This is a genomic window from Bacillus sp. Hm123 (genome assembly GCF_051842975.2).
Lineage (GTDB): Bacteria > Bacillota > Bacilli > Bacillales > Domibacillaceae > Bacillus_CE.
This window is the reverse complement of sequence record NZ_CM200277.1, coordinates 3,572,811-3,598,105: the sequence shown is the minus strand read 5'-3', so window position 1 is coordinate 3,598,105 and position 25,295 is coordinate 3,572,811. Positions and strand designations below refer to the sequence as shown.

Sequence of the window (25,295 nt, the reverse complement as noted above, 5' to 3'; positions counted from 1 at the left end):
TGTTCCCCTCCTTTTGCTGGTTTGTACAACCTTTGTTTAAGGTCAACTAAGCGTAAATTCATATTTATGCAACTATTTGATTGTGGGTAAGTATATAATAAAGAAAGAAATAGTTTTTCGACAGAGTTCACAGATTGTGGATAAGCTTTTTCACAGGGCGTGAATATCTTTTCCACAAACTATTCACAGATTGTGGATAACTATAAACCAATAATAACTCATTCAGAGTGAAAACAAAATAATAATAGCAGATAATTAAAGTCGTTGCAATGGATTTCGAAAATTATCCACAGTTATATCCAGCTGTGAAAAAAAGTTTTCCACAGAGGTGTATTTGTGAAAAACCTGTATGTAACGGTTGTGGATAATGAAAAATGACGGCGGAAATTATCCACAGCTATATAACGTATACAAAATGAAGTGGCTAAGATGGATGAAAAGAAACATTTTTGAGCATATGTTGATTATGGTAAAAGAAGTGAAGTTGTTTAGTAGGGAATGAAGAACACGTGGAATTGTATTGAAGTTTTGCTGTATAAGAATGAAAAGTTTAGAGAAGTGGTTGACAGAATAAAACTTCATCTTTATAATCAAAAAGACTGTCTTAACGATTAAATTTTACCGATCCTTTAGGGAGGTGTTTTATAATGAAAAGAACTTACCAACCAAATAAGCGTAAAAGAAGTAAAGTTCACGGTTTCCGTAACCGCATGAGTTCTAAAAACGGCCGTCGTGTACTAGCTCGTCGTCGTGCTAAAGGAAGAAAAGTATTATCTGCATAGGCCACTGAAAAATCTCAGTGGTCTTTTTTTCTAATGAATCAATTTATTTAATACATGTTTGAGCGGGTGGCGAGACTGATGAAAAAGACATTTCGGATTAAGAAGAACAATGAATTTCAATCCGTATTTAATGGCGGAAAGTCATTTGCCAATCGACAATTTGTTGTATATATGTACAAAGCCGATCAAAAGGTTCCTTTTCGGATCGGATTATCTGTAAGTAAAAAGATCGGTAATGCGGTCACACGCAATCGAATTAAACGCTATATTAGACAGAGCTTTACAGAATTAAAGGAACAAATTCAACCGGGCTTTGATTATGTCGTTATTGCTAGAAAGCCAGCAGCTGACATGACTTGTCCCGAAGTCAAACAAAGTATGATTCATGTGTTAAAAAGAGCGAAAGCAATAAAAATGAATCATCATAAACCTAAAAGCGAAGATTCGTAAAGAAAGTTGACAGGGGGAATAATAGTTTGAGACGGAAGACTTTCACCCTAGCCTTCTTAGTGGCAACGATGATGTTGTTAGCTGGTTGTACGGAAGTAAATAAAGAAATTACACCAGAAAGTGAAGGTTTTTGGAATGAATTTGTTGTTTACCCGCTCTCTCAAGTCATCATAAAGACAGCAGAAGCGGTAGACAGTTTTGGATGGGCAATTGTCATTGTGACGATCATTATTCGTCTAATCATTTTGCCATTAATGATTAAGCAAACGAAAAATACGAAAGCGATGCAAGAAATTCAACCAGAAATGCAAAAAATTAAAGAGAAATATAAGTCAAAAGACGCCGTTTCTCAGCAGAAAATGCAGCAGGAAACGATGGAGCTGTTTCAAAAGCAGGGTGTTAATCCGCTTGCTGGTTGTTTTCCATTACTCGTTCAAATGCCAATCATTTTTGGTTTCTACCAAGCGATTATGAGAACAGAAGCGATTAAACACGATAGTTTCCTCTGGTTCGATCTCGGTGCTCCAGATCCGTTGTTTATTCTTCCGCTTGTTGCAGGAGTAACAACATTCCTTCAGCAAAAGATAATGATGGCCGGAATGGCGAATCAAAATCCACAAATGGCGATGATGCTTTGGCTCATGCCGATTATGATTATCGTCTTTGCTGTCAATTTACCAGCGGCTTTATCCTTATACTGGGTAGTAGGTAATATCTTTATGATTATTCAAACGTTGATTATCAATAAACCTAGTACAAGCAAATCCACTTCAGCCAACAAATAAGGAATGGTGTGAAGTGAAGGAGAAAGTTCATAATTATGGGAAAAAGAAAGAGGTACCTCGATGTATAATCATTGGGATACCTCTTTTTTGTACTAATAAAAAACGGTTTATTTATCCGTAAATTAATTAATAGGTGGATATTTATAAAAAAGCAATTATACCCAAATTCATAACTTTCACATTTTATTGTTATCCACACGTGAATAAGTTAAAATAGTAACGGTTAAAAAGAAGGTTGTGGATAAATAACCTTCTTTTTAAAACACTTTTCCTATGTTATTCTAATGGTTTCAAGATAAAAGTTTATGGTTGATATAGATGAACATATAAGAAAGAGGTGAAGAACATGGAGTTTGATACGATAGCAGCTATTTCCACTCCGATGGGGGAAGGTGCGATTGCGATTGTACGTTTGAGCGGAGATGAGGCAATTGCTATTGCCGATCAAGTGTTTAAAAGTCCAAATGGAAAACGTTTAACGGAAGTAGATAGCCATACGATTCATTATGGACATTTAATCGATCCTAAAACAGGTCAAGTTGTTGAAGAAGTGATGTTATCTTTAATGAAAGGCCCAAAAACATTTACGCGTGAAGATGTGGTAGAGATTAATTGTCACGGTGGTCTAGTGTCGGTCAATCGCGGGCTGCAGCTAGTTCTTAATCAAGGAGCACGTCTAGCCGAGCCTGGAGAATTTACAAAACGGGCTTTTTTAAATGGACGGATTGATTTATCACAAGCGGAAGCGGTGATGGACTTAATTCGAGCGAAAACGGATCGAGCGATGAATGTGGCTTTGAATCAAATGGAAGGACGCCTTTCTAAGCTGATACGCAAGCTTCGTCAAGAGATTCTAGAAATTCTCGCCCATGTAGAGGTGAATATTGATTATCCAGAATATGATGATGTCGAGGAAATGACGCATCGCGTATTACTTGAAAAATCAACACACGTAAAAAGTGAAATCGATAAATTGCTACGTACGTCTGAGCAAGGAAAAATTTTGCGTGAAGGATTGTCTACCGTCATTATCGGACGTCCGAATGTCGGAAAGTCCTCCCTGCTAAATGCGCTTGTGCATGAAAATAAAGCAATTGTCACCGATATTCCAGGCACGACTCGAGATGTCATTGAAGAGTACGTGAATGTTCGTGGAGTACCTCTTCGACTAGTCGATACAGCAGGGATTCGCGAAACGGAAGATATCGTTGAACGAATCGGAGTTGAGCGTTCTCGTCAAGTATTAAAAGAAGCAGACTTGATTTTACTCGTGTTAAATTACTCTGATCTGTTAACAATGGAAGATGAGAATTTGTTTGAAGCAGTATCTGGTATGGATGTCATTGTCATCGTCAACAAAACGGACTTAGAACAAAAAATTGATATGGACCGCGTAAGAGCGTTAGCGCACGATAAGCAGCTTGTAACGACATCGTTATTAGAAGAGCAAGGAATTGATGAATTAGAAGAATCCATCTCCTCCCTGTTCTTTTCAGGCTCAATTGAAGCAAGCGACATGACGTATGTATCTAACTCTCGTCATATTGCTTTATTACATCAGGCGCTGACATCGATTACCGATGCAATTGAAAATACAGAAATGGGTACACCGATTGATATTGTTCAAATTGATTTAACGAGAACGTGGGAATTGTTAGGAGAAATCATTGGTGAAAGCGTTCATGAAAGCTTAATTGATCAGTTGTTCTCACAATTTTGCTTAGGAAAATAAATAAAGGAGGAAATGATTATGGCACAATATGAAGCCGGCCAATATGATGTGGTCGTTGTTGGAGCGGGTCATGCCGGAGTCGAAGCAGGTTTGGCTGCAGCTCGCATGGGCGCGAAAACATTAATGATCACGATCAACCTTGATATGATTGCCTATATGCCATGTAACCCATCCATTGGTGGACCAGCAAAAGGCATTGTCGTTCGTGAAATTGATGCATTAGGCGGAGAAATGGGTAAGAATATTGATAAAACCCATATTCAAATGCGGATGCTGAATACGGCAAAAGGACCAGCTGTGCGTGCGTTAAGAGCACAAGCAGATAAAATCCTTTACCAGCAAGAAATGAAAAAAACAATCGAAAATGAAGAGAACTTAACGTTAATTCAGGGCATGGTTGAACGCCTAGTTGTGGAAGATGGAGAATGTCGAGGAGTTGTCACGCAAACAGGCGCCGTGTATTCTTCAAAAGCTGTGATCATTACAACAGGTACATTTTTACGTGGAGAAATCATTATCGGCGATTTAAAGTATTCTAGTGGACCGAACAATCAACAACCATCGATTCAACTATCGGATCATTTAAAAGAGCTTGGATTTGATCTTGTTCGCTTTAAAACAGGAACACCGCCGCGTGTCAATAGCCGGACAATTGATTATAGTAAAACAGAAATTCAACCTGGTGATGATGAGCCGAGGGCATTTAGTTATGAAACAACCAAGTTCATTACGGATCAGCTACCATGCTGGTTAACTTACACGAATGAGGAAACACATGCGATTATCGGTGAAAACCTTCATCGTTCCCCAATGTTTTCTGGAATGATTAAAGGAAGAGGGCCACGTTATTGTCCATCGATTGAAGATAAAGTCGTTCGGTTTAACGATAAACCGCGTCATCAAATCTTCCTTGAACCAGAAGGCAGAAATACAGAGGAAGTGTATGTTCAAGGGCTTTCTTCAAGCTTGCCGGAAGATGTGCAATACCGCATGCTGAAAACAATCCCAGGTTTAGAAAAAGCGCAGTTAATGCGTGCTGGCTATGCGATTGAATACGATGCGATGGTTCCCACACAACTTTGGCCGACATTAGAAACGAAAAAAATGAAAAACCTTTATACAGCTGGTCAAATTAACGGGACATCTGGTTATGAAGAAGCAGCTGGTCAAGGATTAATGGCCGGAATTAATGCCGCGTGCCGCGTGCTTGAGAAGGAAGAAGTGATTTTAAGTCGTTCGGACGCTTATGTCGGTGTTTTAATTGACGATTTAATTACGAAAGGAACCAATGAGCCGTATCGTTTGCTGACGTCACGTGCTGAGTATCGTCTTCTGCTACGTCATGATAATGCTGATCTTCGTTTAACAGAAATTGGCCATCAAATCGGCTTGATTTCACAGGATCGTTATGATCGTTTCACGCAGAAGAAAGCGGATATTGCCGGGGAAATAGAGCGATTGAAATCGATCATTATTAAACCGAATGAAGCTACGCAAGCATTAATTCGTGAAGCGGGCGGAAGTGAATTGAAGGATGGTATTCGGGCATCTGATTTACTGAAGCGTCCAGAAATGACTTATGGGCATATTAAGCAGCTTGTCCCTGCGGATGTAGAAATCGATGCTGAAATAGAAGAACAAGTAGAAATTCAAATTAAATACGAAGGCTACATTGAAAAATCACTTCAGCAAGTAGAGAAGTTGAAAAAAATGGAAAATAAAAAAATTCCTGAAGATATTGATTATGAAGCGATTAGTGGCTTAGCGACAGAAGCTCGCCAAAAATTAATTGAAGTTCGACCGCTGTCCATTGCTCAAGCTTCCCGGATCTCAGGGGTCAATCCAGCCGATATTTCGATTCTTCTTGTTTATATTGAACAAGGCCGGATTGCTCGTATAGGAAGTTAACTTTAGTGAGGGGATGAATGAAGCATGAATAAGGACCAATTCCTAAAGCTGCTTGAGGAGAAGGGCGTTCACCTTTCTCCTTCCCAGCTTGAACAATTTGACTTATATTATGAGCTGCTCGTTGAATGGAATGAAAAAATGAATTTAACGGCGATTACAGAAAAAGAAGAAGTGTATTTAAAACATTTTTATGATTCATTATCCGCCGCTTTTCACTATGACTTTTCTGGTGAATTAACGGTTTGCGATGTTGGAGCAGGAGCGGGATTTCCGAGCATTCCATTAAAGATTGCTTTTCCGAACTTACGTGTAACGATTGTTGATTCGTTAAACAAACGTATTACATTTTTGAACCATTTAGCGAATGAATTAAAATTAGAACATGTTCATTTTTTCCATGATCGTGCTGAAACATTTGGTCGGCTTTCAGAACACCGCGAACAATATGATATTGTGATGGCGCGAGCGGTAGCAAGAATGTCTGTATTAAGTGAATTATGCTTGCCGCTTGTGAAAAAAGGCGGTGTTTTTCTGGCGATGAAAGCAGCGAGTGCGGAAGAAGAATTACAAAATGGGAAGAAGGCGATCACCACTCTTGGCGGTAAAGTACAAGAAACACATTCTTTTACGCTACCAATGGAGGAAAGCGATCGCACAATTATGGTGATCCAAAAAACAAAAGAAACACCAAAAAAATATCCACGAAAACCGGGTACACCAAACAAATCACCAATTGAGTAAATTTGTCCACATGTGGATAAATTTACTCAGCATAAGCATGGTGTAAAATGAAGAAGGAACATGAGAAGTATAGAGAGAATACGTATACAGGGAGTTTGTTAAAGGTGGTGTAGGGGATCATGAAGCATCCTTTCTCTCGTTTTTTTAACATAGGGGGAAAAACAGCTGAAGAGCAGCCTGGAGAACCAGTAGCCGAGGGAGAAAATATAAAAAAGATTCCAGTTTCCGAAATAGTGCCCAATCGTTTTCAGCCAAGAACAATATTTGATGATCAGAAAATAGAAGAATTAGCTCGAACCATTCATATACACGGAATTATTCAACCGATCGTCGTCCGTGAAATGGAAGATGGTCGCTATGAGTTAATTGCTGGTGAGCGTCGCTGGCGAGCAGTCCAAACATTGAATTGGGAAGAAGTCCCTGCAATTATCAATAATATGGACGATAAAGAGACAGCATCTGTGGCCTTAATAGAGAATTTACAAAGAGAAGAGCTTTCAGCGATTGAAGAAGCACTAGCTTATGCAAAATTACTAGAGCTTCATCAATTAACACAAGAAGCTTTAGCTCAGCGGCTTGGAAAAGGGCAATCAACGGTAGCGAACAAGTTGCGTCTATTAAAGCTCCCTCAACTAATACAAGAGGCGGTCATGCAAAAGCAAATAACTGAACGCCATGCTAGAGCGCTCATTCCGTTGAAGGATGAAGAAAAACAAATTCAGCTAATGAATGAGATCATCGAAAAGCATTTAAATGTCAAGCAAGTAGAGGATCGAGTTGTTCAATGGTTAACCGCATCGAATGAAGCGCCGAAACCGCGTCGAAAATCCTTTAGTAAAGATGTTCGAATTGCAGTGAACACGATTCGGCAATCATTATCAATGGTGTCAGACAGCGGCATTGACTTGAAATCGCAAGAAGAAGAATTTGAGGACTTTTATCAAATTACTATTAAAATACCAAAGAAAAAATCGCAAGGGTGAATGGCCAGAGATGGAGTTCACCCTTTTTATCTATGCAAAACAAAAGAATTTATTCGTGGAATGATAACGAAAGAGGTGATATTTGTTAAAATAGAGAAAACATAGTTTCAAGGGATAAGAGAAGGTAGGTGGTTCAAATGGGAAAAGTCATTGCTATTGCTAATCAAAAAGGCGGAGTAGGTAAAACAACAACATGTGTGAACTTAGGAGCTTGTTTAGCCTTTTTAAACAAGAAAGTGTTGTTAATTGATATTGATCCCCAAGGAAATGCGACAAGTGGTTCCGGCATCGAAAAAGGGGAACTCGAACATTGTATTTATGATGTATTAGTCGATGATGTAGAATTAGCCGATACGATTAAGCCAACGGAAATTGAACATTTTTTTGTTGTGCCAGCCACCATTGCACTTGCTGGCGCAGAAATTGAACTTGTACCAACCATTTCGAGAGAGGTTCGTTTAAAACGCGCATTAGAAGAAATCCGTGATGAGTACGATTACATCATTATTGATTGTCCTCCCTCCCTCGGATTGCTGACGATTAATGCATTAACAGCAGCGGACTCAGTTATTATTCCTGTGCAATGTGAATACTATGCACTTGAAGGTTTAAGTCAGCTTTTGAACACGGTGCGACTTGTTCAAAAGCATTTGAATCAAGAGCTATATATTGAAGGTGTACTCTTGACGATGTTAGATGCTCGTACAAACTTAGGGCTTCAAGTGATTGAAGAAGTGAAAAAATACTTTCAAGATCGAGTATATCGGACGGTTATTCCTCGCAATATCCGCCTCAGTGAAGCACCTAGCCATGGCCAACCTGTCATTTTATACGATGCACGTTCAAGAGGAGCAGAAATGTATACAGATTTTGCAAAGGAGGTAGCTGCTAGTGGCTAAAGGGTTAGGAAAAGGAATCAATGCTATCTTCAAAGACTTAGAGCCTGAAAACGAAGAAGCTGTGAAGGAAGTAAGACTAAAAGAGTTACGTCCCAATCCTTATCAACCGCGAAAAGTATTTAATGAAGAAGCGATTGAAGAATTAAAGGCATCGATTATTGAACACGGAATTTTGCAGCCTATAATCGTTCGGCAAAGCATTAAAGGCTATGAGATTGTCGTTGGAGAAAGGCGCTTCCGAGCAGCAAAGGCGGCTGAACTAGACAAAGTTCCTGTTGTTGTTCGCAAACTATCAGATCAACAAATGATGGAGATGGCTCTGTTAGAAAATCTTCAACGGGAAGATTTAACAACAATAGAGGAAGCAACCGCCTATCAAACATTAATGGAAAGACTGGACTTTACTCAAGAACAATTAGCGAAACGAATGGGAAAAAGTCGCTCACATATCGCCAACTATATTCGTTTATTGACGCTACCAGAACAAGTTCAGCAATACATTATGGATGGAAAACTATCGATGGGCCATGGGCGAGCACTCGTCGGATTAAAAAACAAAGAAAAAATAAGTCAAGTGGCTGACCAAACGGTGAAAGAGCATTTAAACGTTCGTCAATTAGAAAAACTCATTCAACAAATGAATGAAAATGTTCCACGTGAAACATTGTCTTCGAAACAAGAAAAGCATCCTTTATTGAAAGAAAGAGAAGAAGTGTTGCGAGAACGATTTGGTACAGCTGTTCACATTAAACAAATGAAAGATAAGCAAAAAGGAAAGATTGAAATTGAGTTTTTATCTGTAGACGATTTAAATCGCATCCTTGATTTGCTTAATGAATGAGCTGCCAATAGCCGGCAGCTATTTTTTATCTTTTCATGAGTCTTCGGCTTTTAACAAAGAAGGCTGATAGTAGTTAGGCTCAATTAATGGATCATCAGTCGAGAGTTGATAATGAATGCCCGCCTTTACGATACCGTTTGCGATAATTTTAGCCATACTCATTACTAAATGCAGCCGAGTATTTTGTAAAACGAAAAACTCCATAAATCCACTCACATTGACTGTTCCTGTAATGTGAGCATCACCGACCGCAGGGAGTTCTTTCTTAACGCCTGCTCCCGGTTTCACTGGTCCATTCCCTAGTTGAATATTTCCGATGTTTTTCAATGTACCTAAGCAAGCGTCTATTCCAATTATAAAAGGATGCTGATGCTGCTTTTGAATAAGAGATAGTTTGTCAGAAAGGTTTACTGCATGAACAGGATGCTCAAGTGTTCCGTACACATGGAAGCCAGGCAATAGTTTTTCGGAAAGCAACGTGCCAATTAATGGACCGAGTGAATCACCGGTGGATCGGTCCGTTCCGATAAAGGCAAAAACGATAGGACGAGTACTGGGTGGCGGTAATAAAGAAAGTAAATGTTCGGCCACGATGGATGAAGCTTGTTGTTCTTTATAATGAATAGTTAATACGTCAGGTTTTCGATCAAACACTTTTTTAAGATTCATATCACACCTCCTGCAGATTATAGTAAGAGTATACGGAAATCCACGATTTTCTATACATCGTATCGTGCAAAAAGTCAGAATTTTATCTAAAATAGACATAGCTACAAATTCATGCTGGTTCTTGATAAAATGAAAAAAGATTCTTCGATTGATGAAGAGGAGGAAAAAATGATGGATACGCTCCAAAAACTAACGGATAAATTGTGGGAAAAACTAACGGATGAATCACTATGGCTTTCGATCGGTGGAGGAACACTGAAAATAGTATTAATTATGATTTTGTCAGGTCTATTAGTGAAGTTTGCTAAAGTAGGCGTACGAAAGTTCTTCTATCTTCGTTCTAAGTCACCGCTTGATTTTTCTGAACGTCGAGAAAATACACTTTTAAAGTTAATAGAGAATATTATTTCTTATGTGGTCTATTTCATCGCATTAATTAATATTTTGTCTATTTTATCATTCGATATTAAAGGGTTAATTGCCGGTGCAGGGGTTGTTGGTTTAGCGATAGGTTTTGGTGCACAAAGCCTTGTAAAAGATATCATTACCGGGTTTTTTATTATATTTGAAGATCAATTTTCAGTCGGCGATTTCGTTCGCATTGGTCAATTCGAAGGAACGGTCGAAGAAATCGGTCTTCGTACAACGAAAATCAAAAACTGGACAGGAGAACTACATATTTTGCCGAATGGTTCGATTACAGAGGTGACGAACTTCTCAGTCCATAATAGTGTGGCAGTCGTTGATGTGAGTATCGCCTACGAGGAAAATATTAATAAAGCGGAAAAAGTATTAAATGAATTAATAGAAACATTACCTGACAGGTATGAACAAATTGTTGCGCCGCCCCAGCTGTTAGGTGTGCAAATGTTAGCAGCTTCCGATGTTGTCATGAGAATTATTGCAGAAACAACTCCGATGAATCATTTTATTGTCGCAAGGCATATACGCAAAGAAGTGAAAGAACACTTGGATCAGCATGGAATAGAGATTCCATTTCCGCGTCTTGTCATGTATTCTCGGGATGAACAGGCAGAAGCTGTAGCGAAGCAAAGAGAAGAGGGATGATTAAATGGAAAAGGTTTTCGAATTAAATGATATTGTAGAAATGAAAAAACCACATCCGTGCGGCACAAATCGTTGGAAAATTATCCGTCTAGGGATGGATATCCGTATTAAATGCGAAGGTTGTGGCCATAGTGTCATTCTTCCACGGAGAGAGTTTACGAAAAAAATAAAAAAAGTGTTAGGTCCGATCGAAAACAGTAGCGAATGAAAAACGCTGCTGTTTTCTTGTTTAAAGCCTTCTGCTATAATTGGAAAAGGTTTTAGGGTAGGGAAATCTATCTTTTGATTTTAAATAGAGGAGTGAATGAAATGGCATTAACGGCAGGGATTGTTGGATTGCCGAACGTAGGTAAATCAACATTATTTAATGCGATTACAAAAGCGGGGGCAGAATCAGCGAATTATCCGTTCTGTACGATTGATCCGAACGTAGGAATCGTTGAAGTACCTGATGAGCGTTTAAATAAGTTAACAGAAATGGTGGAACCGAAAAAAACGGTACCAACAGCATTTGAGTTTACAGATATTGCAGGAATTGTAAAGGGAGCGAGCAAAGGAGAAGGACTTGGTAATAAATTTTTGGCTCACATTCGTGAAGTCGATGCGATTTGCCAAGTAGTTCGTTGCTTTGCTGATGATAACATCACTCACGTATCTGGAAAAGTGGACCCGATTGATGATATTGAAGTCATTAACTTGGAGTTAATTTTAGCTGACCTTGAATCGGTAGAAAAGCGCTTAGTGCGCGTAGCTAAGTTAGCGAAGCAAAAAGATAAAGAAGCTGTAATTGAAAACGAGATTTTAGTTAAATTAAAAGCGGCATTAGAAGAAAATAAACCTGCTCGTACAGTGGAATTTTCGGAAGAGCAAGAAAAAACCGTCAAACAACTTCATCTATTAACAAGAAAGCCGATGTTATATGTAGCGAACGTGGGTGAAGATGAAATTGCGGACCCATCAGGCAATGAATATTTGCAAAAAGTACGTGAATTTGCTGCGGAGGACAATGCAGAAGTGATCGTCGTTTGTGCCAAAATTGAAGAGGAAATCGCTGAGCTTGATGAAGAAGAAAAAGCTATGTTTTTACAAGAACTAGGTATTGAAGAGTCTGGTTTAGACCAATTGATTCGTGCCGCTTATTCTTTATTAGGACTAGCAACTTATTTCACAGCGGGTGTTCAAGAAGTTCGCGCTTGGACGTTCCGTAAAGGAATGAAAGCTCCTCAATGTGCTGGTGTCATTCACACCGACTTTGAACGTGGTTTCATTCGCGCAGAAACAGTTTCCTATGATGATCTTGTAGAAACTGGCTCGATGACGGCGGCGAAAGAAGCTGGGAAAGTTCGTTTAGAAGGTAAAGAATATATTATGAAAGATGGGGACGTTGTTCATTTTAGATTTAATGTATAACGTTGCATCCTGAAAGTGGTTGTGTTATAATTCTATATTGTGAGTAATGAAATACTTACTCCTTGCTCTTTTCGAAAGGAAAAGAGCCGTATAGTCCATGAGGAGGTGAAAGAAAGATGAAAAAGTACGAATTCATGTACATTATCCGTCCAACTGTTGATGAGGAAGCAAAAAAAGCTGTTGTTGAGCGTTTTGACGGCATTTTAACTTCTAACGGTGCGGAGATCATCGAATCTAAAGATTGGGGTAAACGTCGTTTAGCGTATGAAATTAACGATTTCCGTGAAGGTTTCTACCAATTGGTACACGCTAACGCAGAAGCTGCTGCGGTTGAAGAGTTTGACCGTTTAGCAAAAATCAGCGACGACATTATTCGCCATATCGTTGTTCGTGAAGAAGAAAAATAATCCGTTTAAATAAACTACACGTTTTAAATGTTTCACGTGAAACATTTAGAACAAAAGGAGTTGATTCTGATGATGAACCGAGTCATTTTAGTTGGTCGTTTAACTAAAGATCCGGACCTTCGTTATACGCCAAATGGAGTTGCTGTTGCTACATTTACATTAGCTGTTAATCGTGCGTTTACGAATCAGCAGGGCGAACGTGAAGCCGACTTCATTAACTGTGTTGTTTGGCGTCGTCCAGCAGAGAACGTAGCAAACTTTTTGAAAAAGGGTAGTTTAGCAGGAGTAGATGGTCGCCTTCAAACTCGCAACTACGAGGGACAAGATGGTCGTCGAGTATATGTAACTGAAGTTCTTGCCGAAAGTGTACAATTTCTTGAGCCGAAAAGCGCTTCCTCTAACTATGAGCAGCGCGGCGGTGACAATGGGATGTACGGTGGTGGACAAAAGAAACAAGACTTCCCGTTTGAGCAACAGAATCAACAACGAAGCAATAATAATAATAACAATAACAACCAAGGTTATACACGTATGAATGAAGATCCGTTTGCAAATGATGGTCAGCCGATCGATATTTCAGACGACGATCTTCCGTTCTAATTGATAAGCAAAGGAGGGAAATGAACATGGCAGGTGGACGCAGAGGCGGACGTAAACGTAGAAAAGTGTGTTTCTTCACTTCAAACAATATCACACACATCGATTACAAAGATATTGATCTTTTGAAAAAGTTTATCTCTGAGCGTGGAAAGATTCTTCCACGTCGCGTAACTGGAACAAGTGCTAAATACCAACGCCGTTTAACTATCGCAATTAAACGCGCTCGTATGATGGCTCTTCTTCCATTCGTATCTGGAGAATAATAAAAAGACCATTCGAGCAACAAGGACACAATCCTTGTTGCTTTTTCTATTTTAGGGAATTATCAGCTTGTAAGAACAGGTTGTAATTGCAAAGATGCGCACCTTGCTTAATATAAAAACTTAATAGGTATATATATTTTCTTTAGAAAACGCCGATAAAGACATAAAGGGAATATTATATAAACATCAGGTGGTGGAAGCTTTGAAGTCAATTAAAACTAAGTTAATGATTCCTTTGATTATATTACTTGTCTTATCTTTTTCTATTATTATTATCTTTACTAATAATCAAACAGAAAAAAGAATGACGAAGGAAATCATCAATCAGACAAAAACAATGGTTGAGAAAATGAACCAGGCAACTTCGCTATTTTTAGAGCAACATGAAAAAAGCATCGATCTGTTATCAGATCACCCTGTCGTATTAAATTATGGAAATGAGATTGTTCATTCAGGCAACAGCAAACAAAAAGCTGCTTTAGAAAAGACTTTAAGAGATTATTTGGATTCATATGGTGATGTCGAAAATGTTTTTTTTGCTACACCAAAAGGAACGATCGACATTTATCCGAATTCACTGCCGGCAGACTATAATCCGTTAACGCGTGATTGGTATAAACAGGCTTCGGCGGCAGATGGAGAAATGATCTGGAGTGAGCCGTATATTGATTCAGCAACTGGTGAATATGTCGTCACTCTTTCGAAATTAGTAAAATATCAAAACGGAACCGTTGGTGTACTTGGAGTAGATATTAACTTAACAACATTAACCGAAAAAATTAGCGATATGAAAATCAGCTATAAGGGATATCCCGTTATCTTTTCAGAGCAAGGATTGGGAATCGTTCATCCGACGGAAAAAGGAAAAGATTTAAGGAAATATGACTTTGTTCAGCAAATATTAAATGCTTCTTCATCAGATGGTGTTAGTACTTATCTATTTAAAGGTGAGGAACGGCTATTTGTTTATGATACAGTTGAAAATACCACATGGAAGATTGGAGCGTCCTATAAACAACAGGATATGCTAAGTTTGTCAAAAACGATTCAAAAGATATTAATCTTTACCGGGATCTTTGTTTTAGTGCTAATGATTGCAGCGATTTGGGTACTTTCAGTTAACATTACACAGCCGATTAATGAGCTTCAACAATCTGCTAGGAAAGTAGCAACGGGTGATTTAAGCATACAAGTAGCAGTCACTACTCGGGATGAGGTCGGACAGCTTGCTTCTTCCTTTAATGAAATGACGAGCAGTATGAAAGAAATCATTTCGACGGTGAATCATTCAGCGTCAAGTGTGACAGAAGCAGCAGAGAATTTAAGTTCCGTATCAGAAGAAACAAATGCATCAAGTGAACAAATTGCAGCTGCTATTAATGAAATCGCCAAAGGTGCAGCTAAGTCGGCGGAAGAATCTGCTGAAGCAACAGAGAGAGCGCATCATCTCGGTGATCAGATGAACGTTGTTACGAATCAAGCATCAGATATGGCAAATGCCGCGAAAAAAGCAGAGGAAGCGAATAAAGTAGGTCTGGATCAAATCCAGGAGTTAGCTCAATCAAGTGTGGAATCGAAGCGGTATATTGATGAGATGGAGAAAGTGATTACAGCTTTAGAGACAAAAATCAAGTCGATTGAGCTTGTTATTCAAACGATCACGGATATTTCTGCTCAAACCAATTTATTAGCGTTAAATGCTTCGATTGAAGCAGCACGTGCTGGGGAACACGGAAAAGGCTTTGCAGTAGTCGCGGATGAGGTTCGAAAGCTAGCTGAGCAATCAGGACAGGCGACTGATCAAGTGAAAGAAATCATCACCGACATACAAGGTGGATCACATCAAGCGGTCAACCAAATGATGAAAACGAAAGAAAACTTTGATCAACAGACGGCTGTTGTAGAAGCAACAGAGCAAATCTTTACTCGCTTATCTTCTTTAGTAGAGGAGATGGAAAGCGCCATTACCACAATTAATAGCGAAATTTTTGAAGCAGCCGAGTCAAAAAATGAAGTGCTGCAAGTGATGGAAGGTATTGCAGCAGCAGCTGAACAATCCGCCGCTGCTAGTGAAGAAATTAGCGCTTCTACTGATGAACAGCTTCGAGCGATTGAATCCGTAACGAAGTCATCAGAAAGCTTGATGGAATTAAGTGTGGAATTGAAGCATGCTGTCGAGCGGTTTAAATTGAATTGATTCAAACAGCACATCGGTAACTAGCCGATGTGCTGTTTGAGCTGTAAAAATAAACAAAATCTTTACAATAACCCTATACAATTACTAGGTAAAAGATACTATAATAAACAACAGTGATGCTATAGAAGGGCGTGTATAAACTGAAGTCTATTCGATTAAAGTTCATAGTACCTATTGCGATTTTACTGTTGGTTTCCTTTGCTTTTATCATTGTTTTTACAGGATGGAAAGTAGAAGAGAAAACAAAAGCAGATGTATTAGAGCAGACTAAAGGAATAGTGAAGGAATTGGAGCACTCTTCTCAACAATTTTTGCAAAAATATGATGAGAGTATTCAGCTATTATCAGAAAGTCAACAAGTCAAAATATATGGTCAATCGATAAACACTTCTGCAGAAGCAAAAAGCTTGGCTGAAAGAGACCTTCAAGAGATTTTCAATCAATATACTCGTTTATATAAAGATGTATTAAATGTCTATTTCGCTGCACCGAATAAGCAATTTAAAATGGTTCCTGCTACGAATTTATCCAATAATTATGATCCAACTAGTCAAAGTTGGTTTAAATTAGCAGTTGATAATAAAAAATCAGCTGTATGGAGTGAACCGTATGAAAATGATTCAGGAACATATGTGATTACTGTGTCGAAAGCATTGTATAGCGGAAAGAATTTAGTCGGGGTCGTAGGAGCAGATATTAATTTAACGAGTTTGACGAATCATATTAATGACTTAGATATTGGATATAAAGGATACCCTGTCATTATGGCGGAAAATGGGGCTGCCATTGTTCATCCGAAAGAAAAAGGAAATTATTTAACGGAGCAACCTTTATTTAAAAAGGCGGTATCTAGCGAGAAAGATAATGGAATATCATTTGATCAAGGAGCGGAACAATTATTTATTTATGAGAGGGTAAAAGAGACGAATTGGACCGTAGGAGCGGTGTTCAATGAAGCAGAGCTAATCAGCGTATCACAAGAGATTAGAAAAATATTGTCAATGACGGCTCTGTCCATTTTGATGATTATGATTGTCGTCATTTATTATTTATCAGCGAAAATCTCGAAACCGATTGAGCAGCTAAATCAGTCGGTGAGTGAAGTCGCAAAAGGCAATTTACATACGAAAGTGACAATTAAAGGTCGGGATGAAGTGGCTCAACTTGGTCGTAGTTTCAACCATATGATTGATAATATGAAAAATATTATTACAGTAGTTTCGCAATCAGCTCAAAATGTAAAAGAATCAATCACTGAATTAAACGCAATGGCACAAGTATCGGCCACTTCGAGTGAACGTACAGTCGTTGAAATTAACGAAATTGCCGTTGAATCAGCTAGTTCTGCGGACAAAGCCAGATCAGCGAAAGAACAATCTGAAGGCTTAAGTGAGATTATTAACGGGGTTTCTGCTAAAACGGAGAAGATGTCTGCTTTTGCATTAGATGCGGATCGTGCCAATCAGCAAGGTGTACATCATATTCAATCTTTACAGCAGTCGAATGAAACCTCGAAGCAATTTATCGATTCAACTGAGCAAGTGATCACTGAATTGGGAACGGAAATTCAACAAATTGAAAAGATCATTCATACGATTACTGATATTTCAGCGCAAACGAATTTGTTAGCATTGAATGCGAGTATTGAAGCTGCCCGAGCAGGCACTTATGGAAAAGGCTTTTCCGTTGTTGCTCACGAAGTTCGCAAGCTTGCGGAACAATCGAACCGAGCGGCACAGGAAATTCAAGAGATGATCGAAATGATTTTACGGGGATCACATAAGGCAGTGAATCAAATTGTTCAGACGAAAGAGAATTTCACTGAACAAACAAAGGCGGTTAAGCAAGCGAATCAAATTTTTGAAACCAATTCGGCGCTGATGAATAATATGAAAGAGTTAATAGACTCACTGCACCTTGATATGCAGCAAGTGGCATTTAAAAAAGATGAATTGCTTGATTTATCTAGCTATATGGCCGCACTTTCTCAGCAGACAGCAGTAGCTTGTGAAAAAGTAAATAATCATACAGATGAGCAATTAAGCGCTGTTCAATCAGTGACCGTTGCAACTGAGCAGTTGAATGGATTGAACCAAGAACTACAACAATCGATTGAGCGCTTTCATTTTCAGGATGAAGGGGATCGATTAGCGGATTAGAATGATACGGGCATTATTTTCAAACTCGCCACCTGCTTTTATAGGTTGGCGAGTTTGTTGCCTGTAGATTAGTCCATACGTCGCTGACCAGTGTCTTGCGCTTTTTTTATTGTCCAGCTCCAAGCGCTAGCGGCTAGTGGACTTCCACATTCCTCCTTGCGATAAGTCAACATCGATTCACTGTCGTTCATCGTGTTTCCTTTATCTCGTGCGGAATGTTCCAGTCCATACGTCACTGACCAGCGCCTTCCGCTCTTCTTATTGTCCAGCTCCAGCAGCCAGACTCTCGGACATAAGCTGTCACGCCTATGTGGCAAAGAACGCCACTACGGCGGTCCATCTTATGTCTGCCGAGTCTAAACGGCTGCTTCCGCTCTTCTTTAGTTGAAGGAAGGGGGAAAGGAGGATAAAATAGTAGGATGATGGTCACTTTTCGTTTAGGGTAGATAGTTTGGAAAGTGTGTCAGCTTATTATTTAATGAGGTGTTTGAGTGGAAAAGAAAAAAGTATTAAATGAAGGAATATGGATGCTAGCGCTTTTTGTTGTGCTTTTGTTAGTATCGATTTATGTTCCAGTAGTATCTACGTTATCTAGTTTATTTCTCGTCCTTCCCTTTCTAGTGTTTAGTGCTAAATATTCATTAAAATCATCAGTGATGTTTGGATTGATTAGTTTATTGGTAGCTAGTGTCGTCGGAGGATTGGGTGCGGTACCGTTAGCATTTATGTTTGGTTCTACCGGTATTGTAATGGGAAGTATGGTGTACAAAAAACTTGATAAACTGTCTATATTTATAGCAGGAAGTTTGACGTTTTTGTTGAATATTATCCTGTTATACGTATCGACGATTTTGCTTACTGGAGTTAATGTAGTAACAGAAATGAACGAATCGTTTAAGCGTTCTTTTCAAGAGTCGATAGGTTTGATGGAGGAGTTAGGTCAACCATTGCCGGAAGAAGCGGTGAAACAATTCCAAGAAGGGTTTGCTTTTTTTAATACTTTGACGCCTAGCTTATTTGTTTTATTTGCTTTGACAGCAGTATTTTTATTTACGCTTGTGAACTTTCCTATATTAAAAAAGTTAAAGATTGATGTCCCTCATTTTCAACCATTTCGGATGTGGAGGATGCCTAAAAGCATCTTATGGTATTATTTAATTTTGTTGCTTTTAAGCTTTGTTGCAATCCTAGAAGTAGGAAGTTTGTGGTATTCAGCCTATGTTAATTTGATGTTTATGCTACAATTTTGTTTAATTATACAAGGTTTATCTTTTTTCTATTTCTTTGCTGATGTAAAGAAATGGCCAAAAATTGTGCCCATCATTTTAACAATTTTATCAATTGTCTTCCTTCCGCTCCTTTATCTTGTAAGATTATTAGGTATAATTGACTTAGGTTTTGATTTGCGACAGCGCCTTCAACAAAAACCATAATTTGTGGCTTTATTTTTAATTTTAGGAGCTGAAATGATGCTTTCTTACTACAGTCGGCAGAAGATTCAACTTCTGCTATATGGAATCATGTTGGTTTTATTTCTCTCATTAGTTGTACTTGCTTTTTACAACTGGTTTATAGCATTAGTTGGTTTAGCGGTAGGTACCATTGTTTTTTTTCTCCTGCTTCAGACGGAGAGAAAGATTCATGAGGAAATTAGGCTTTATGTAACAACGCTTTCCAAAAAGGTGAAGCTAATTGGAGAAGAAGCTACAATGGAACTACCAATAGGGATCCTTTTGTATAATGAAGATTACTACATAGAATGGGCAAATTCTTTTCTTTTGTCCTGTTTTCAAAAGGAGACATTGGCAGGAAATTCTCTATATGAGCTTGCAGAAGCGGTTATCCCCATTATTAAAAATGAAAAAGGCGATATCATTCAATTGAATGAACGGGAATTTAATGTGGTGATCAAGCCGAAAGAAAAGCTACTTTACTTTATCGACATTTCAGAGCAAATGAAGGTTGCTAGGAAACAAGAGGAAGAACAAACAGTGGTGTCGATTATTTACTTAGATAACTATGACGATTTAACGCAGGGGATGGATGATCAGACCCGTAGCCATTTAAATAGTATGGTGACTTCTATATTAAATAATTGGGCAAAAGAATATGGTGTTTTTTTGAAGAGGGTTTCTTCCGAGCGCTTCTTTGCCATACTTAATCAGAGGATATTACAGAAGCTAGAAGATAGGAAGTTCTCCATTTTGGACGAGGTGCGAGAAAAAACAGCGAAACAAGCTGCTTCTTTAACGTTAAGCATCGGTGTAGGACAAGGAGACATATCGTTGCCAGAGCTTGGAGATCTAGCGCAATCAAGCTTAGACTTAGCCCTCGGTCGCGGTGGCGATCAAGTAGCCATCAAGCAATTAAATGGGAAAGTAAAGTTTTATGGTGGAAAGACAAACCCTATGGAAAAGAGAACGCGCGTCAGAGCTCGGGTGATTTCTCATGCTTTAAAAGAATTAGTCACTGAAAGCGATAAAGTAATTGTGATGGGACATAAATATCCTGATATGGACGCTATTGGAGCGTCTATGGGGATTCGACGCGTCGCTGAAATGAATGACCGTGAAGGGTATATTGTTTTGAATGCTTCAGAAATTGATACATCCGTTAAGCGTTTAATGACGGAAGTTAAGGATAGTACAGATTTATCTTCTCGTGTCATTACACCAGAAGAAGCTTTGGATATCGCAACGGATGATACGTTACTGGTCATTGTGGACACTCATAAGCCTTCACTAGTCATTGAAGAAAAGCTTCTGAATAAGGTTGAGAAGGTCGTGGTCATTGATCATCATCGTCGCGGGGAAGAATTTATTAAAAATCCACTGCTCGTTTATATGGAGCCTTACGCTTCATCGACGGCTGAATTAATTACAGAGTTACTTGAATATCAACCGAAAGTGCATAAGATTAATAGGCTAGAAGCAACGGCTTTATTGGCGGGAATTGTAGTTGATACGAAAAGTTTCTCCCTTCGAACTGGTTCAAGAACGTTCGATGCCGCCTCTTATTTACGGGCTCATGGAGCAGATACGATACTTGTTCAAAAGTTTTTGAAAGAGGATATTGATACGTATATTCAACGATCACAAATTATTGAAACGGTTTATTTTTACCGGGATGGTATTGCTATTGCCAAAGGAAACAACTACTCTGTGTATGATGCTGTTATGATTGCACAAGCGGCTGATACTCTTCTTACAATGGATGGGGTACAGGCTTCATTCGTAATTGCTTATCGTGAACAAAATACGATTGGAATTAGCGCACGTTCCCTCGGTGATGTCAATGTTCAAGTCATCATGGAGCAATTGAACGGCGGAGGTCATTTATCGAATGCGGCTACCCAGATGAAAGACACTACCATTCCCGATGCAGAAATTCAGCTGCAAAAAGCAATCGATGAATTTTTTGAAGGAGGACATGAAGAATGAAAGTTATTTTCTTACAAGACGTAAAAGGAAAAGGGAAAAAAGGGGAAGTTAAAAATGTAGCGGATGGTTACGCTCATAACTTTCTAATCAAAAACGGATTAGCTGTAGAAGCGACAGCTGGAAACAAAAAAACATTAGATGCTCAAAAAAGAAAACAAGCGGAGCTGGCTCAGCAAGAGCTAGAAGAAGCGAAAAAATTAAAAGAAGTTGTAGAAGCTTTAACAGTGGAAATTGCTACAAAAACAGGAGAAGGCGGTCGCTTATTCGGTTCTGTCACAACGAAGCAAATTGCGGATGAATTGAAGAAAACACATAGCATTACCATTGATAAGCGCAAAATGGATCTATCGGATGGCATTCGCGCTCTAGGCTACACAAATGTACCAGTGAAACTTCACAATGAAGTATTTGCCACATTAAAAGTTCATGTAACGGAAGAAAAATAATTCGTTTCATGCTAAAATAATAAGGTTGAAAAAATGTGATCGGATGTTTCTGGTCACATTTTTTTATCAATGAGATTGTTTTTAAGGGAGAGGTAAGCGATGAGCGATGTTATGACAGATCGAATTCCGCCACAGAGTATTGAAGCGGAACAGGCTGTTCTTGGAGCCATTTTCTTAGAGCCATCCGCTTTAACGGTTGCTTCTGAGATTTTGATACCAGAAGATTTCTACCGTACCGCCCATCAAAAGATATATAATCATATGCTGAAGCTGAACGATCACGGCAAAGCGGTTGACGTCGTGACCGTGACAGAAGAGCTAGCAGCTATTAAAGATTTAGAAGATGTCGGCGGCGTCGTCTATTTAACTGAATTGGCTGAGTCAGTCCCGACAGCGGCCAATATCGAATATTATGCTCGAATTGTTGAGGAAAAATCACTTTTACGTCGATTAATTCGCACAGCGACTCATATTGCTCAAGAAGGCTATAGTCGGGAAGATGAAGTAGAATCGTTACTAAGTGAAGCCGAAAAAAGCATTATGGAAGTAGCACAACGGAAAAATACGAGTGCGTTTCATAATATTAAAGATGTGCTCGTGCGTACGTACGACAACATTGAAATGCTTCATAACCGCAAAGGCGATGTCACAGGAATTCCAACTGGATTTGCCGAGCTTGATAGCATGACGGCTGGTTTCCAGCGCAATGATTTAATCATTGTAGCTGCCCGTCCCTCTGTTGGTAAAACAGCCTTTGCCTTAAATATTGCCCAAAACGTGGCCACGAAAACAGATGAAAATGTGGCGATCTTCAGCTTGGAGATGGGGGCTGAACAGCTCGTAATGCGTATGCTTTGTGCCGAGGGGAATATTAACGCTCAAAATTTGCGGACGGGTTCCCTCACTGATGAAGATTGGCGCAAGTTGACGATGGCGATGGGAAGTTTGTCTAACTCTGGGATTTTTATTGATGATACGCCAGGTGTACGTATTGGTGAAATTCGCTCCAAGTGCCGCCGCTTAAAGCAAGAGCATGGGCTAGGCATGATTTTAATTGATTACTTGCAGCTTATCCAAGGTAGTGGTCGCTCAGGTGAGAACCGTCAGCAGGAAGTATCGGAAATTTCTCGGTCATTAAAGGCGCTTGCTCGTGAACTTGAAGTGCCAGTGATTGCTCTGTCACAGCTATCTCGTGGTGTAGAGCAACGGCAGGATAAGCGTCCAATGATGTCTGATATTCGGGAATCGGGATCGATTGAGCAGGATGCAGATATTGTTGCCTTTTTATATCGAGACGATTATTATGATAAAGAATCTGAGAACAAAAATATTATCGAAATCATTATTGCCAAACAGCGTAATGGTCCTGTAGGCACGGTTTCACTTGCTTTTGTGAAAGAGTATAATAAGTTTGTTAATTTAGAGCGACGGTTCGATGAAACAGGATAATATACATGATATACCAGCAGTGAAAGGTAAAAACTGCTGGTATTTGCTATTTTACGAACAAATTTACAACAAAATAACTAAATGTTCGTATTTTCAGTTTGACTTCTTTTACTTTAACCTGTTAAAATAAAAAGTGCTTGACATAACAAAGAAATTTAGGGACCCTTCGGAGGTGCTTATACATGTCGTCAGTAGTAGTAGTAGGAACACAATGGGGCGATGAAGGAAAAGGTAAAATCACTGACTTCCTTTCAGAAAACGCAGAAGTAGTAGCTCGTTACCAAGGTGGTAATAATGCGGGACACACGATTAAATTTAACGGCGTGACATACAAATTGCATTTAATTCCATCAGGTATCTTTTATAAAGAGAAAATTTGTGTGATCGGCAATGGGATGGTAGTAGATCCTAAAGCATTAATTCAAGAATTAAAGTATTTACAAGATCAAAATGTGTCAACAGATAACTTGCGCATTAGTAACCGTGCCCATGTAATTCTTCCTTATCATTTAAAAATTGATGAAGTAGAAGAAGCACGTAAAGGCGACAACAAAATTGGCACAACGAAAAAAGGAATCGGACCAGCTTACATGGATAAAGCAGCACGTATCGGTATCCGCATGGCCGACCTTTTAGATCGCAAGGCATTTGAAGAGAAATTAACTCGCAACTTAGAAGAGAAAAACCGTTTACTTGAGCGCTTCTATGAAACAGAAGGCTTCAAGATTGAAGATATTCTTGATGAGTACTATGAGTATGGTCAACAAATTAAACAATACGTTTGCGATACATCTGTTGTGTTAAACGATGCATTAGATGAAGGTCGTCGCGTATTATTTGAAGGCGCTCAAGGCGTTATGTTAGATATTGACCAAGGTACGTACCCATTCGTAACATCTTCTAACCCGGTAGCAGGTGGGGTAACGATTGGTTCTGGTGTAGGCCCAACAAAGATCAATAGCGTTGTTGGTGTAGCGAAAGCATACACTAGCCGTGTAGGAGATGGCCCGTTCCCGACAGAGCTTCATGATGAAATTGGTCAGCAAATTCGTGAAGTAGGTCGTGAGTACGGTACGACAACTGGTCGTCCACGTCGCGTTGGTTGGTTCGATAGCGTCGTTGTTCGCCACGCTCGTCGCGTCAGCGGTTTAACGGATCTTTCTCTTAACTCAATCGATGTACTGACAGGTATTGAAACAGTGAAAATCTGTGTCGCTTACCGTTACAACGATCAAGTGATTGAAGAGTATCCAGCAAACTTAAATATTTTAGCTGAATGTACGCCAATTTATGAAGAGCTTCCAGGTTGGACAGAAGATGTCACTAGTTGCAAAACATTAAGCGACCTCCCGGTTAATGCTCGTCACTACGTAGAGCGTGTTTCTCAATTAACAGGCATTCCGTTATCTACATTCTCAGTAGGACCAGACCGCAATCAAACGAACATTGTTCGCAGTGTTTGGGCACAAGGTTAAGATAAAAAGCACCGGCTTCTCCTTTCGAGGAAGCCGGTGCTTTTGTGTATTGGTTGTTTCTTCGGTGTTCCGCTCGGTTCTTCAACTTTACGAAGTGTTTCTTTGGTTTTTAAGTCATACGGCTATACCATTCTTTTTAAAATTTGTCCAACTCACGCTATTTCTAATGTCAAATTTTTTTCGACATTTTTTTTAAAAATCTATTGTCAGCTTAAATACCTTGTGATAACATTAACAACGTTGCTAAGAACAAACACTGTTTCGAGCCATTAGCTCAGTTGGTAGAGCATCTGACTTTTAATCAGAGGGTCGAAGGTTCGAGTCCTTCATGGCTCACCATTCTTATTGAATGGCCCGTTGGTCAAGCGGTTAAGACACCGCCCTTTCACGGCGGTAACACGGGTTCGAATCCCGTACGGGTCACCAAGTTTTATTTAAAAAAAGTAATCAATAGTTATGGTCCGGTAGTTCAGTTGGTTAGAATGCCTGCCTGTCACGCAGGAGGTCGCGGGTTCGAGTCCCGTCCGGACCGCCATAAATGAATCATTTACTTTTTATCGTTTACTTAATGAATCCTATTTTTTCATTAGT

The 25,295-nt window shown here is 39.2% G+C and carries 24 protein-coding genes, 3 tRNA genes and 2 pseudogenes; 27 read left to right on the top strand and 2 right to left on the bottom strand.

Going from position 1 to position 25,295, the window contains the following annotated elements; translation table 11 throughout:
* Positions 1–647 precede the first annotated feature (647 nt).
* The 9 genes from rpmH (at position 648) to ACSVDJ_RS18675 (ending at position 9,121) form a co-directional block, all read left to right on the top strand.
* On the top strand, positions 648–782 hold the full coding sequence (rpmH, locus tag ACSVDJ_RS18715; RefSeq protein ID WP_100401286.1) for a 50S ribosomal protein L34: 135 nt from the start codon (positions 648–650) through the stop codon (positions 780–782).
* 78 nt (positions 783–860) lie between these two features.
* On the top strand, positions 861–1,232 hold the full coding sequence (rnpA, locus tag ACSVDJ_RS18710) for a ribonuclease P protein component (protein WP_439171027.1): 372 nt from the start codon (positions 861–863) through the stop codon (positions 1,230–1,232).
* A 26-nt stretch (positions 1,233–1,258) separates the two neighbouring features.
* Complete coding sequence (gene spoIIIJ, locus ACSVDJ_RS18705; RefSeq protein WP_439171029.1) at positions 1,259–2,017, top strand: YidC family membrane integrase SpoIIIJ; 759 nt, start codon at positions 1,259–1,261, stop codon at positions 2,015–2,017.
* Positions 2,018–2,363: 346 nt separating this feature from the next.
* A complete protein-coding gene (mnmE, locus tag ACSVDJ_RS18700; RefSeq protein WP_439171031.1) occupies positions 2,364–3,749 on the top strand; it encodes a tRNA uridine-5-carboxymethylaminomethyl(34) synthesis GTPase MnmE in 1,386 nt (461 codons plus the stop codon).
* Between the two features lie 18 nt (positions 3,750–3,767).
* Entirely contained in the window at positions 3,768–5,657 is a 1,890-nt protein-coding gene (gene mnmG, locus ACSVDJ_RS18695) for a tRNA uridine-5-carboxymethylaminomethyl(34) synthesis enzyme MnmG (RefSeq protein ID WP_439171032.1), read from the top strand.
* A gap of 24 nt (positions 5,658–5,681) precedes the next feature.
* Positions 5,682–6,398, top strand: coding sequence for a 16S rRNA (guanine(527)-N(7))-methyltransferase RsmG (gene rsmG / locus ACSVDJ_RS18690; RefSeq protein WP_439171033.1), 717 nt, complete (start codon positions 5,682–5,684; stop codon positions 6,396–6,398).
* 119 nt (positions 6,399–6,517) lie between these two features.
* A complete protein-coding gene (noc, locus tag ACSVDJ_RS18685) occupies positions 6,518–7,381 on the top strand; it encodes a nucleoid occlusion protein (protein WP_439171035.1) in 864 nt (287 codons plus the stop codon).
* 137 nt (positions 7,382–7,518) lie between these two features.
* Positions 7,519–8,280: a ParA family protein gene (locus tag ACSVDJ_RS18680; protein WP_439171036.1), complete on the top strand. Its 762-nt coding sequence runs from the start codon at positions 7,519–7,521 to the stop codon at positions 8,278–8,280.
* Positions 8,273–9,121, top strand: coding sequence for a ParB/RepB/Spo0J family partition protein (locus ACSVDJ_RS18675; protein WP_439171037.1), 849 nt, complete (start codon positions 8,273–8,275; stop codon positions 9,119–9,121). The genes ACSVDJ_RS18680 and ACSVDJ_RS18675 overlap by 8 nt, the downstream gene beginning before the upstream one ends.
* 33 nt (positions 9,122–9,154) lie before the next feature.
* On the opposite strand, the gene yyaC is transcribed toward ACSVDJ_RS18675, so the two are convergent.
* Positions 9,155–9,790: a spore protease YyaC gene (gene yyaC / locus ACSVDJ_RS18670; RefSeq protein ID WP_439171038.1), complete on the bottom strand. Its 636-nt coding sequence runs from the start codon at positions 9,788–9,790 to the stop codon at positions 9,155–9,157.
* A gap of 171 nt (positions 9,791–9,961) precedes the next feature.
* Between yyaC and ACSVDJ_RS18665 the strand changes: the two genes are divergently transcribed.
* The 10 genes and pseudogenes from ACSVDJ_RS18665 (at position 9,962) to ACSVDJ_RS18620 (ending at position 17,894) form a co-directional block, all read left to right on the top strand.
* Positions 9,962–10,858 carry a mechanosensitive ion channel family protein gene (locus ACSVDJ_RS18665; protein ID WP_439171063.1) on the top strand — a complete coding sequence of 299 codons (897 nt, stop codon included), beginning with the start codon at positions 9,962–9,964 and terminating at the stop codon, positions 10,856–10,858.
* A gap of 4 nt (positions 10,859–10,862) precedes the next feature.
* Complete coding sequence (locus ACSVDJ_RS18660) at positions 10,863–11,066, top strand: DUF951 domain-containing protein (protein WP_439171039.1); 204 nt, start codon at positions 10,863–10,865, stop codon at positions 11,064–11,066.
* A 101-nt stretch (positions 11,067–11,167) separates the two neighbouring features.
* The gene (ychF, locus tag ACSVDJ_RS18655; RefSeq protein ID WP_439171040.1) at positions 11,168–12,268 is read left to right on the top strand and encodes a redox-regulated ATPase YchF; all 1,101 of its coding nucleotides are present in this window, start codon (positions 11,168–11,170) and stop codon (positions 12,266–12,268) included.
* Between the two features lie 116 nt (positions 12,269–12,384).
* The gene (gene rpsF, locus ACSVDJ_RS18650; RefSeq protein WP_439171041.1) at positions 12,385–12,675 is read left to right on the top strand and encodes a 30S ribosomal protein S6; all 291 of its coding nucleotides are present in this window, start codon (positions 12,385–12,387) and stop codon (positions 12,673–12,675) included.
* A 69-nt stretch (positions 12,676–12,744) separates the two neighbouring features.
* A complete protein-coding gene (ssb, locus tag ACSVDJ_RS18645; RefSeq protein WP_439171042.1) occupies positions 12,745–13,275 on the top strand; it encodes a single-stranded DNA-binding protein in 531 nt (176 codons plus the stop codon).
* Between the two features lie 26 nt (positions 13,276–13,301).
* Positions 13,302–13,538: a 30S ribosomal protein S18 gene (gene rpsR / locus ACSVDJ_RS18640; RefSeq protein WP_095480132.1), complete on the top strand. Its 237-nt coding sequence runs from the start codon at positions 13,302–13,304 to the stop codon at positions 13,536–13,538.
* Between the two features lie 226 nt (positions 13,539–13,764).
* A pseudogene (locus tag ACSVDJ_RS18635) lies at positions 13,765–14,787 on the top strand (cache domain-containing protein); the annotation flags it as partial.
* Positions 14,785–15,735 (top strand): methyl-accepting chemotaxis protein, encoded by a 951-nt coding sequence (locus ACSVDJ_RS18630; protein WP_518620714.1) that lies wholly within the window; start codon positions 14,785–14,787, stop codon positions 15,733–15,735. The pseudogene ACSVDJ_RS18635 and the gene ACSVDJ_RS18630, both read left to right, overlap by 3 nt.
* A gap of 131 nt (positions 15,736–15,866) precedes the next feature.
* Positions 15,867–16,925: pseudogene (locus tag ACSVDJ_RS18625) on the top strand (cache domain-containing protein); the annotation flags it as partial.
* Positions 16,920–17,894, top strand: a complete 975-nt coding sequence (locus ACSVDJ_RS18620; RefSeq protein ID WP_518620712.1) for a methyl-accepting chemotaxis protein — start codon at positions 16,920–16,922, stop codon at positions 17,892–17,894. The pseudogene ACSVDJ_RS18625 and the gene ACSVDJ_RS18620, both read left to right, overlap by 6 nt.
* 68 nt (positions 17,895–17,962) lie before the next feature.
* Here the strand turns inward: ACSVDJ_RS18620 and ACSVDJ_RS18615 are convergent, their stop codons facing one another.
* Positions 17,963–18,130 (bottom strand): hypothetical protein, encoded by a 168-nt coding sequence (locus ACSVDJ_RS18615; RefSeq protein WP_439171043.1) that lies wholly within the window; start codon positions 18,128–18,130, stop codon positions 17,963–17,965.
* A 255-nt stretch (positions 18,131–18,385) separates the two neighbouring features.
* Between ACSVDJ_RS18615 and ACSVDJ_RS18610 the strand changes: the two genes are divergently transcribed.
* The 8 genes from ACSVDJ_RS18610 (at position 18,386) to ACSVDJ_RS18575 (ending at position 25,239) form a co-directional block, all read left to right on the top strand.
* Complete coding sequence (locus ACSVDJ_RS18610; protein ID WP_439171046.1) at positions 18,386–19,327, top strand: YybS family protein; 942 nt, start codon at positions 18,386–18,388, stop codon at positions 19,325–19,327.
* A gap of 36 nt (positions 19,328–19,363) precedes the next feature.
* Positions 19,364–21,334: a DHH family phosphoesterase gene (locus ACSVDJ_RS18605; protein WP_439171067.1), complete on the top strand. Its 1,971-nt coding sequence runs from the start codon at positions 19,364–19,366 to the stop codon at positions 21,332–21,334.
* Positions 21,331–21,780, top strand: coding sequence for a 50S ribosomal protein L9 (gene rplI, locus ACSVDJ_RS18600; protein ID WP_439171047.1), 450 nt, complete (start codon positions 21,331–21,333; stop codon positions 21,778–21,780). Before ACSVDJ_RS18605 ends, rplI begins: the two co-directional genes overlap by 4 nt.
* 99 nt (positions 21,781–21,879) lie before the next feature.
* Positions 21,880–23,229, top strand: coding sequence for a replicative DNA helicase (dnaB, locus tag ACSVDJ_RS18595; protein WP_439171049.1), 1,350 nt, complete (start codon positions 21,880–21,882; stop codon positions 23,227–23,229).
* 182 nt (positions 23,230–23,411) lie between these two features.
* Positions 23,412–24,704 carry an adenylosuccinate synthase gene (locus tag ACSVDJ_RS18590; RefSeq protein WP_439171050.1) on the top strand — a complete coding sequence of 431 codons (1,293 nt, stop codon included), beginning with the start codon at positions 23,412–23,414 and terminating at the stop codon, positions 24,702–24,704.
* A 263-nt stretch (positions 24,705–24,967) separates the two neighbouring features.
* Positions 24,968–25,043 (top strand) — tRNA-Lys (locus ACSVDJ_RS18585).
* A gap of 12 nt (positions 25,044–25,055) precedes the next feature.
* Positions 25,056–25,130 (top strand) — tRNA-Glu (locus ACSVDJ_RS18580).
* A gap of 32 nt (positions 25,131–25,162) precedes the next feature.
* Positions 25,163–25,239 (top strand) — tRNA-Asp (locus tag ACSVDJ_RS18575).
* The last annotated feature ends 56 nt before the right edge of the window (positions 25,240–25,295 follow it).

Bases quoted from the DNA above. Each gene is read 5' to 3' on its own strand.
- rpmH (WP_100401286.1), top strand. From the start codon at position 648: ATGAAAAGAACTTACCAACCAAATAAGCGTAAAAGAAGTAAAGTTCAC.
- rnpA (WP_439171027.1), top strand. From the start codon at position 861: ATGAAAAAGACATTTCGGATTAAGAAGAACAATGAATTTCAATCCGTA.
- mnmE (WP_439171031.1), top strand. From the start codon at position 2,364: ATGGAGTTTGATACGATAGCAGCTATTTCCACTCCGATGGGGGAAGGT.
- mnmG (WP_439171032.1), top strand. From the start codon at position 3,768: ATGGCACAATATGAAGCCGGCCAATATGATGTGGTCGTTGTTGGAGCG.
- rsmG (WP_439171033.1), top strand. From the start codon at position 5,682: ATGAATAAGGACCAATTCCTAAAGCTGCTTGAGGAGAAGGGCGTTCAC.
- noc (WP_439171035.1), top strand. From the start codon at position 6,518: ATGAAGCATCCTTTCTCTCGTTTTTTTAACATAGGGGGAAAAACAGCT.
- ACSVDJ_RS18680 (WP_439171036.1), top strand. From the start codon at position 7,519: ATGGGAAAAGTCATTGCTATTGCTAATCAAAAAGGCGGAGTAGGTAAA.
- yyaC (WP_439171038.1), bottom strand. From the start codon at position 9,790: ATGAATCTTAAAAAAGTGTTTGATCGAAAACCTGACGTATTAACTATT.
- ACSVDJ_RS18665 (WP_439171063.1), top strand. From the start codon at position 9,962: ATGGATACGCTCCAAAAACTAACGGATAAATTGTGGGAAAAACTAACG.
- ACSVDJ_RS18660 (WP_439171039.1), top strand. From the start codon at position 10,863: ATGGAAAAGGTTTTCGAATTAAATGATATTGTAGAAATGAAAAAACCA.
- ychF (WP_439171040.1), top strand. From the start codon at position 11,168: ATGGCATTAACGGCAGGGATTGTTGGATTGCCGAACGTAGGTAAATCA.
- rpsF (WP_439171041.1), top strand. From the start codon at position 12,385: ATGAAAAAGTACGAATTCATGTACATTATCCGTCCAACTGTTGATGAG.
- ssb (WP_439171042.1), top strand. From the start codon at position 12,745: ATGATGAACCGAGTCATTTTAGTTGGTCGTTTAACTAAAGATCCGGAC.
- rpsR (WP_095480132.1), top strand. From the start codon at position 13,302: ATGGCAGGTGGACGCAGAGGCGGACGTAAACGTAGAAAAGTGTGTTTC.
- ACSVDJ_RS18630 (WP_518620714.1), top strand. From the start codon at position 14,785: ATGACGAGCAGTATGAAAGAAATCATTTCGACGGTGAATCATTCAGCG.
- ACSVDJ_RS18620 (WP_518620712.1), top strand. From the start codon at position 16,920: ATGATTGATAATATGAAAAATATTATTACAGTAGTTTCGCAATCAGCT.
- ACSVDJ_RS18605 (WP_439171067.1), top strand. From the start codon at position 19,364: ATGCTTTCTTACTACAGTCGGCAGAAGATTCAACTTCTGCTATATGGA.
- rplI (WP_439171047.1), top strand. From the start codon at position 21,331: ATGAAAGTTATTTTCTTACAAGACGTAAAAGGAAAAGGGAAAAAAGGG.
- dnaB (WP_439171049.1), top strand. From the start codon at position 21,880: ATGAGCGATGTTATGACAGATCGAATTCCGCCACAGAGTATTGAAGCG.
- ACSVDJ_RS18590 (WP_439171050.1), top strand. From the start codon at position 23,412: ATGTCGTCAGTAGTAGTAGTAGGAACACAATGGGGCGATGAAGGAAAA.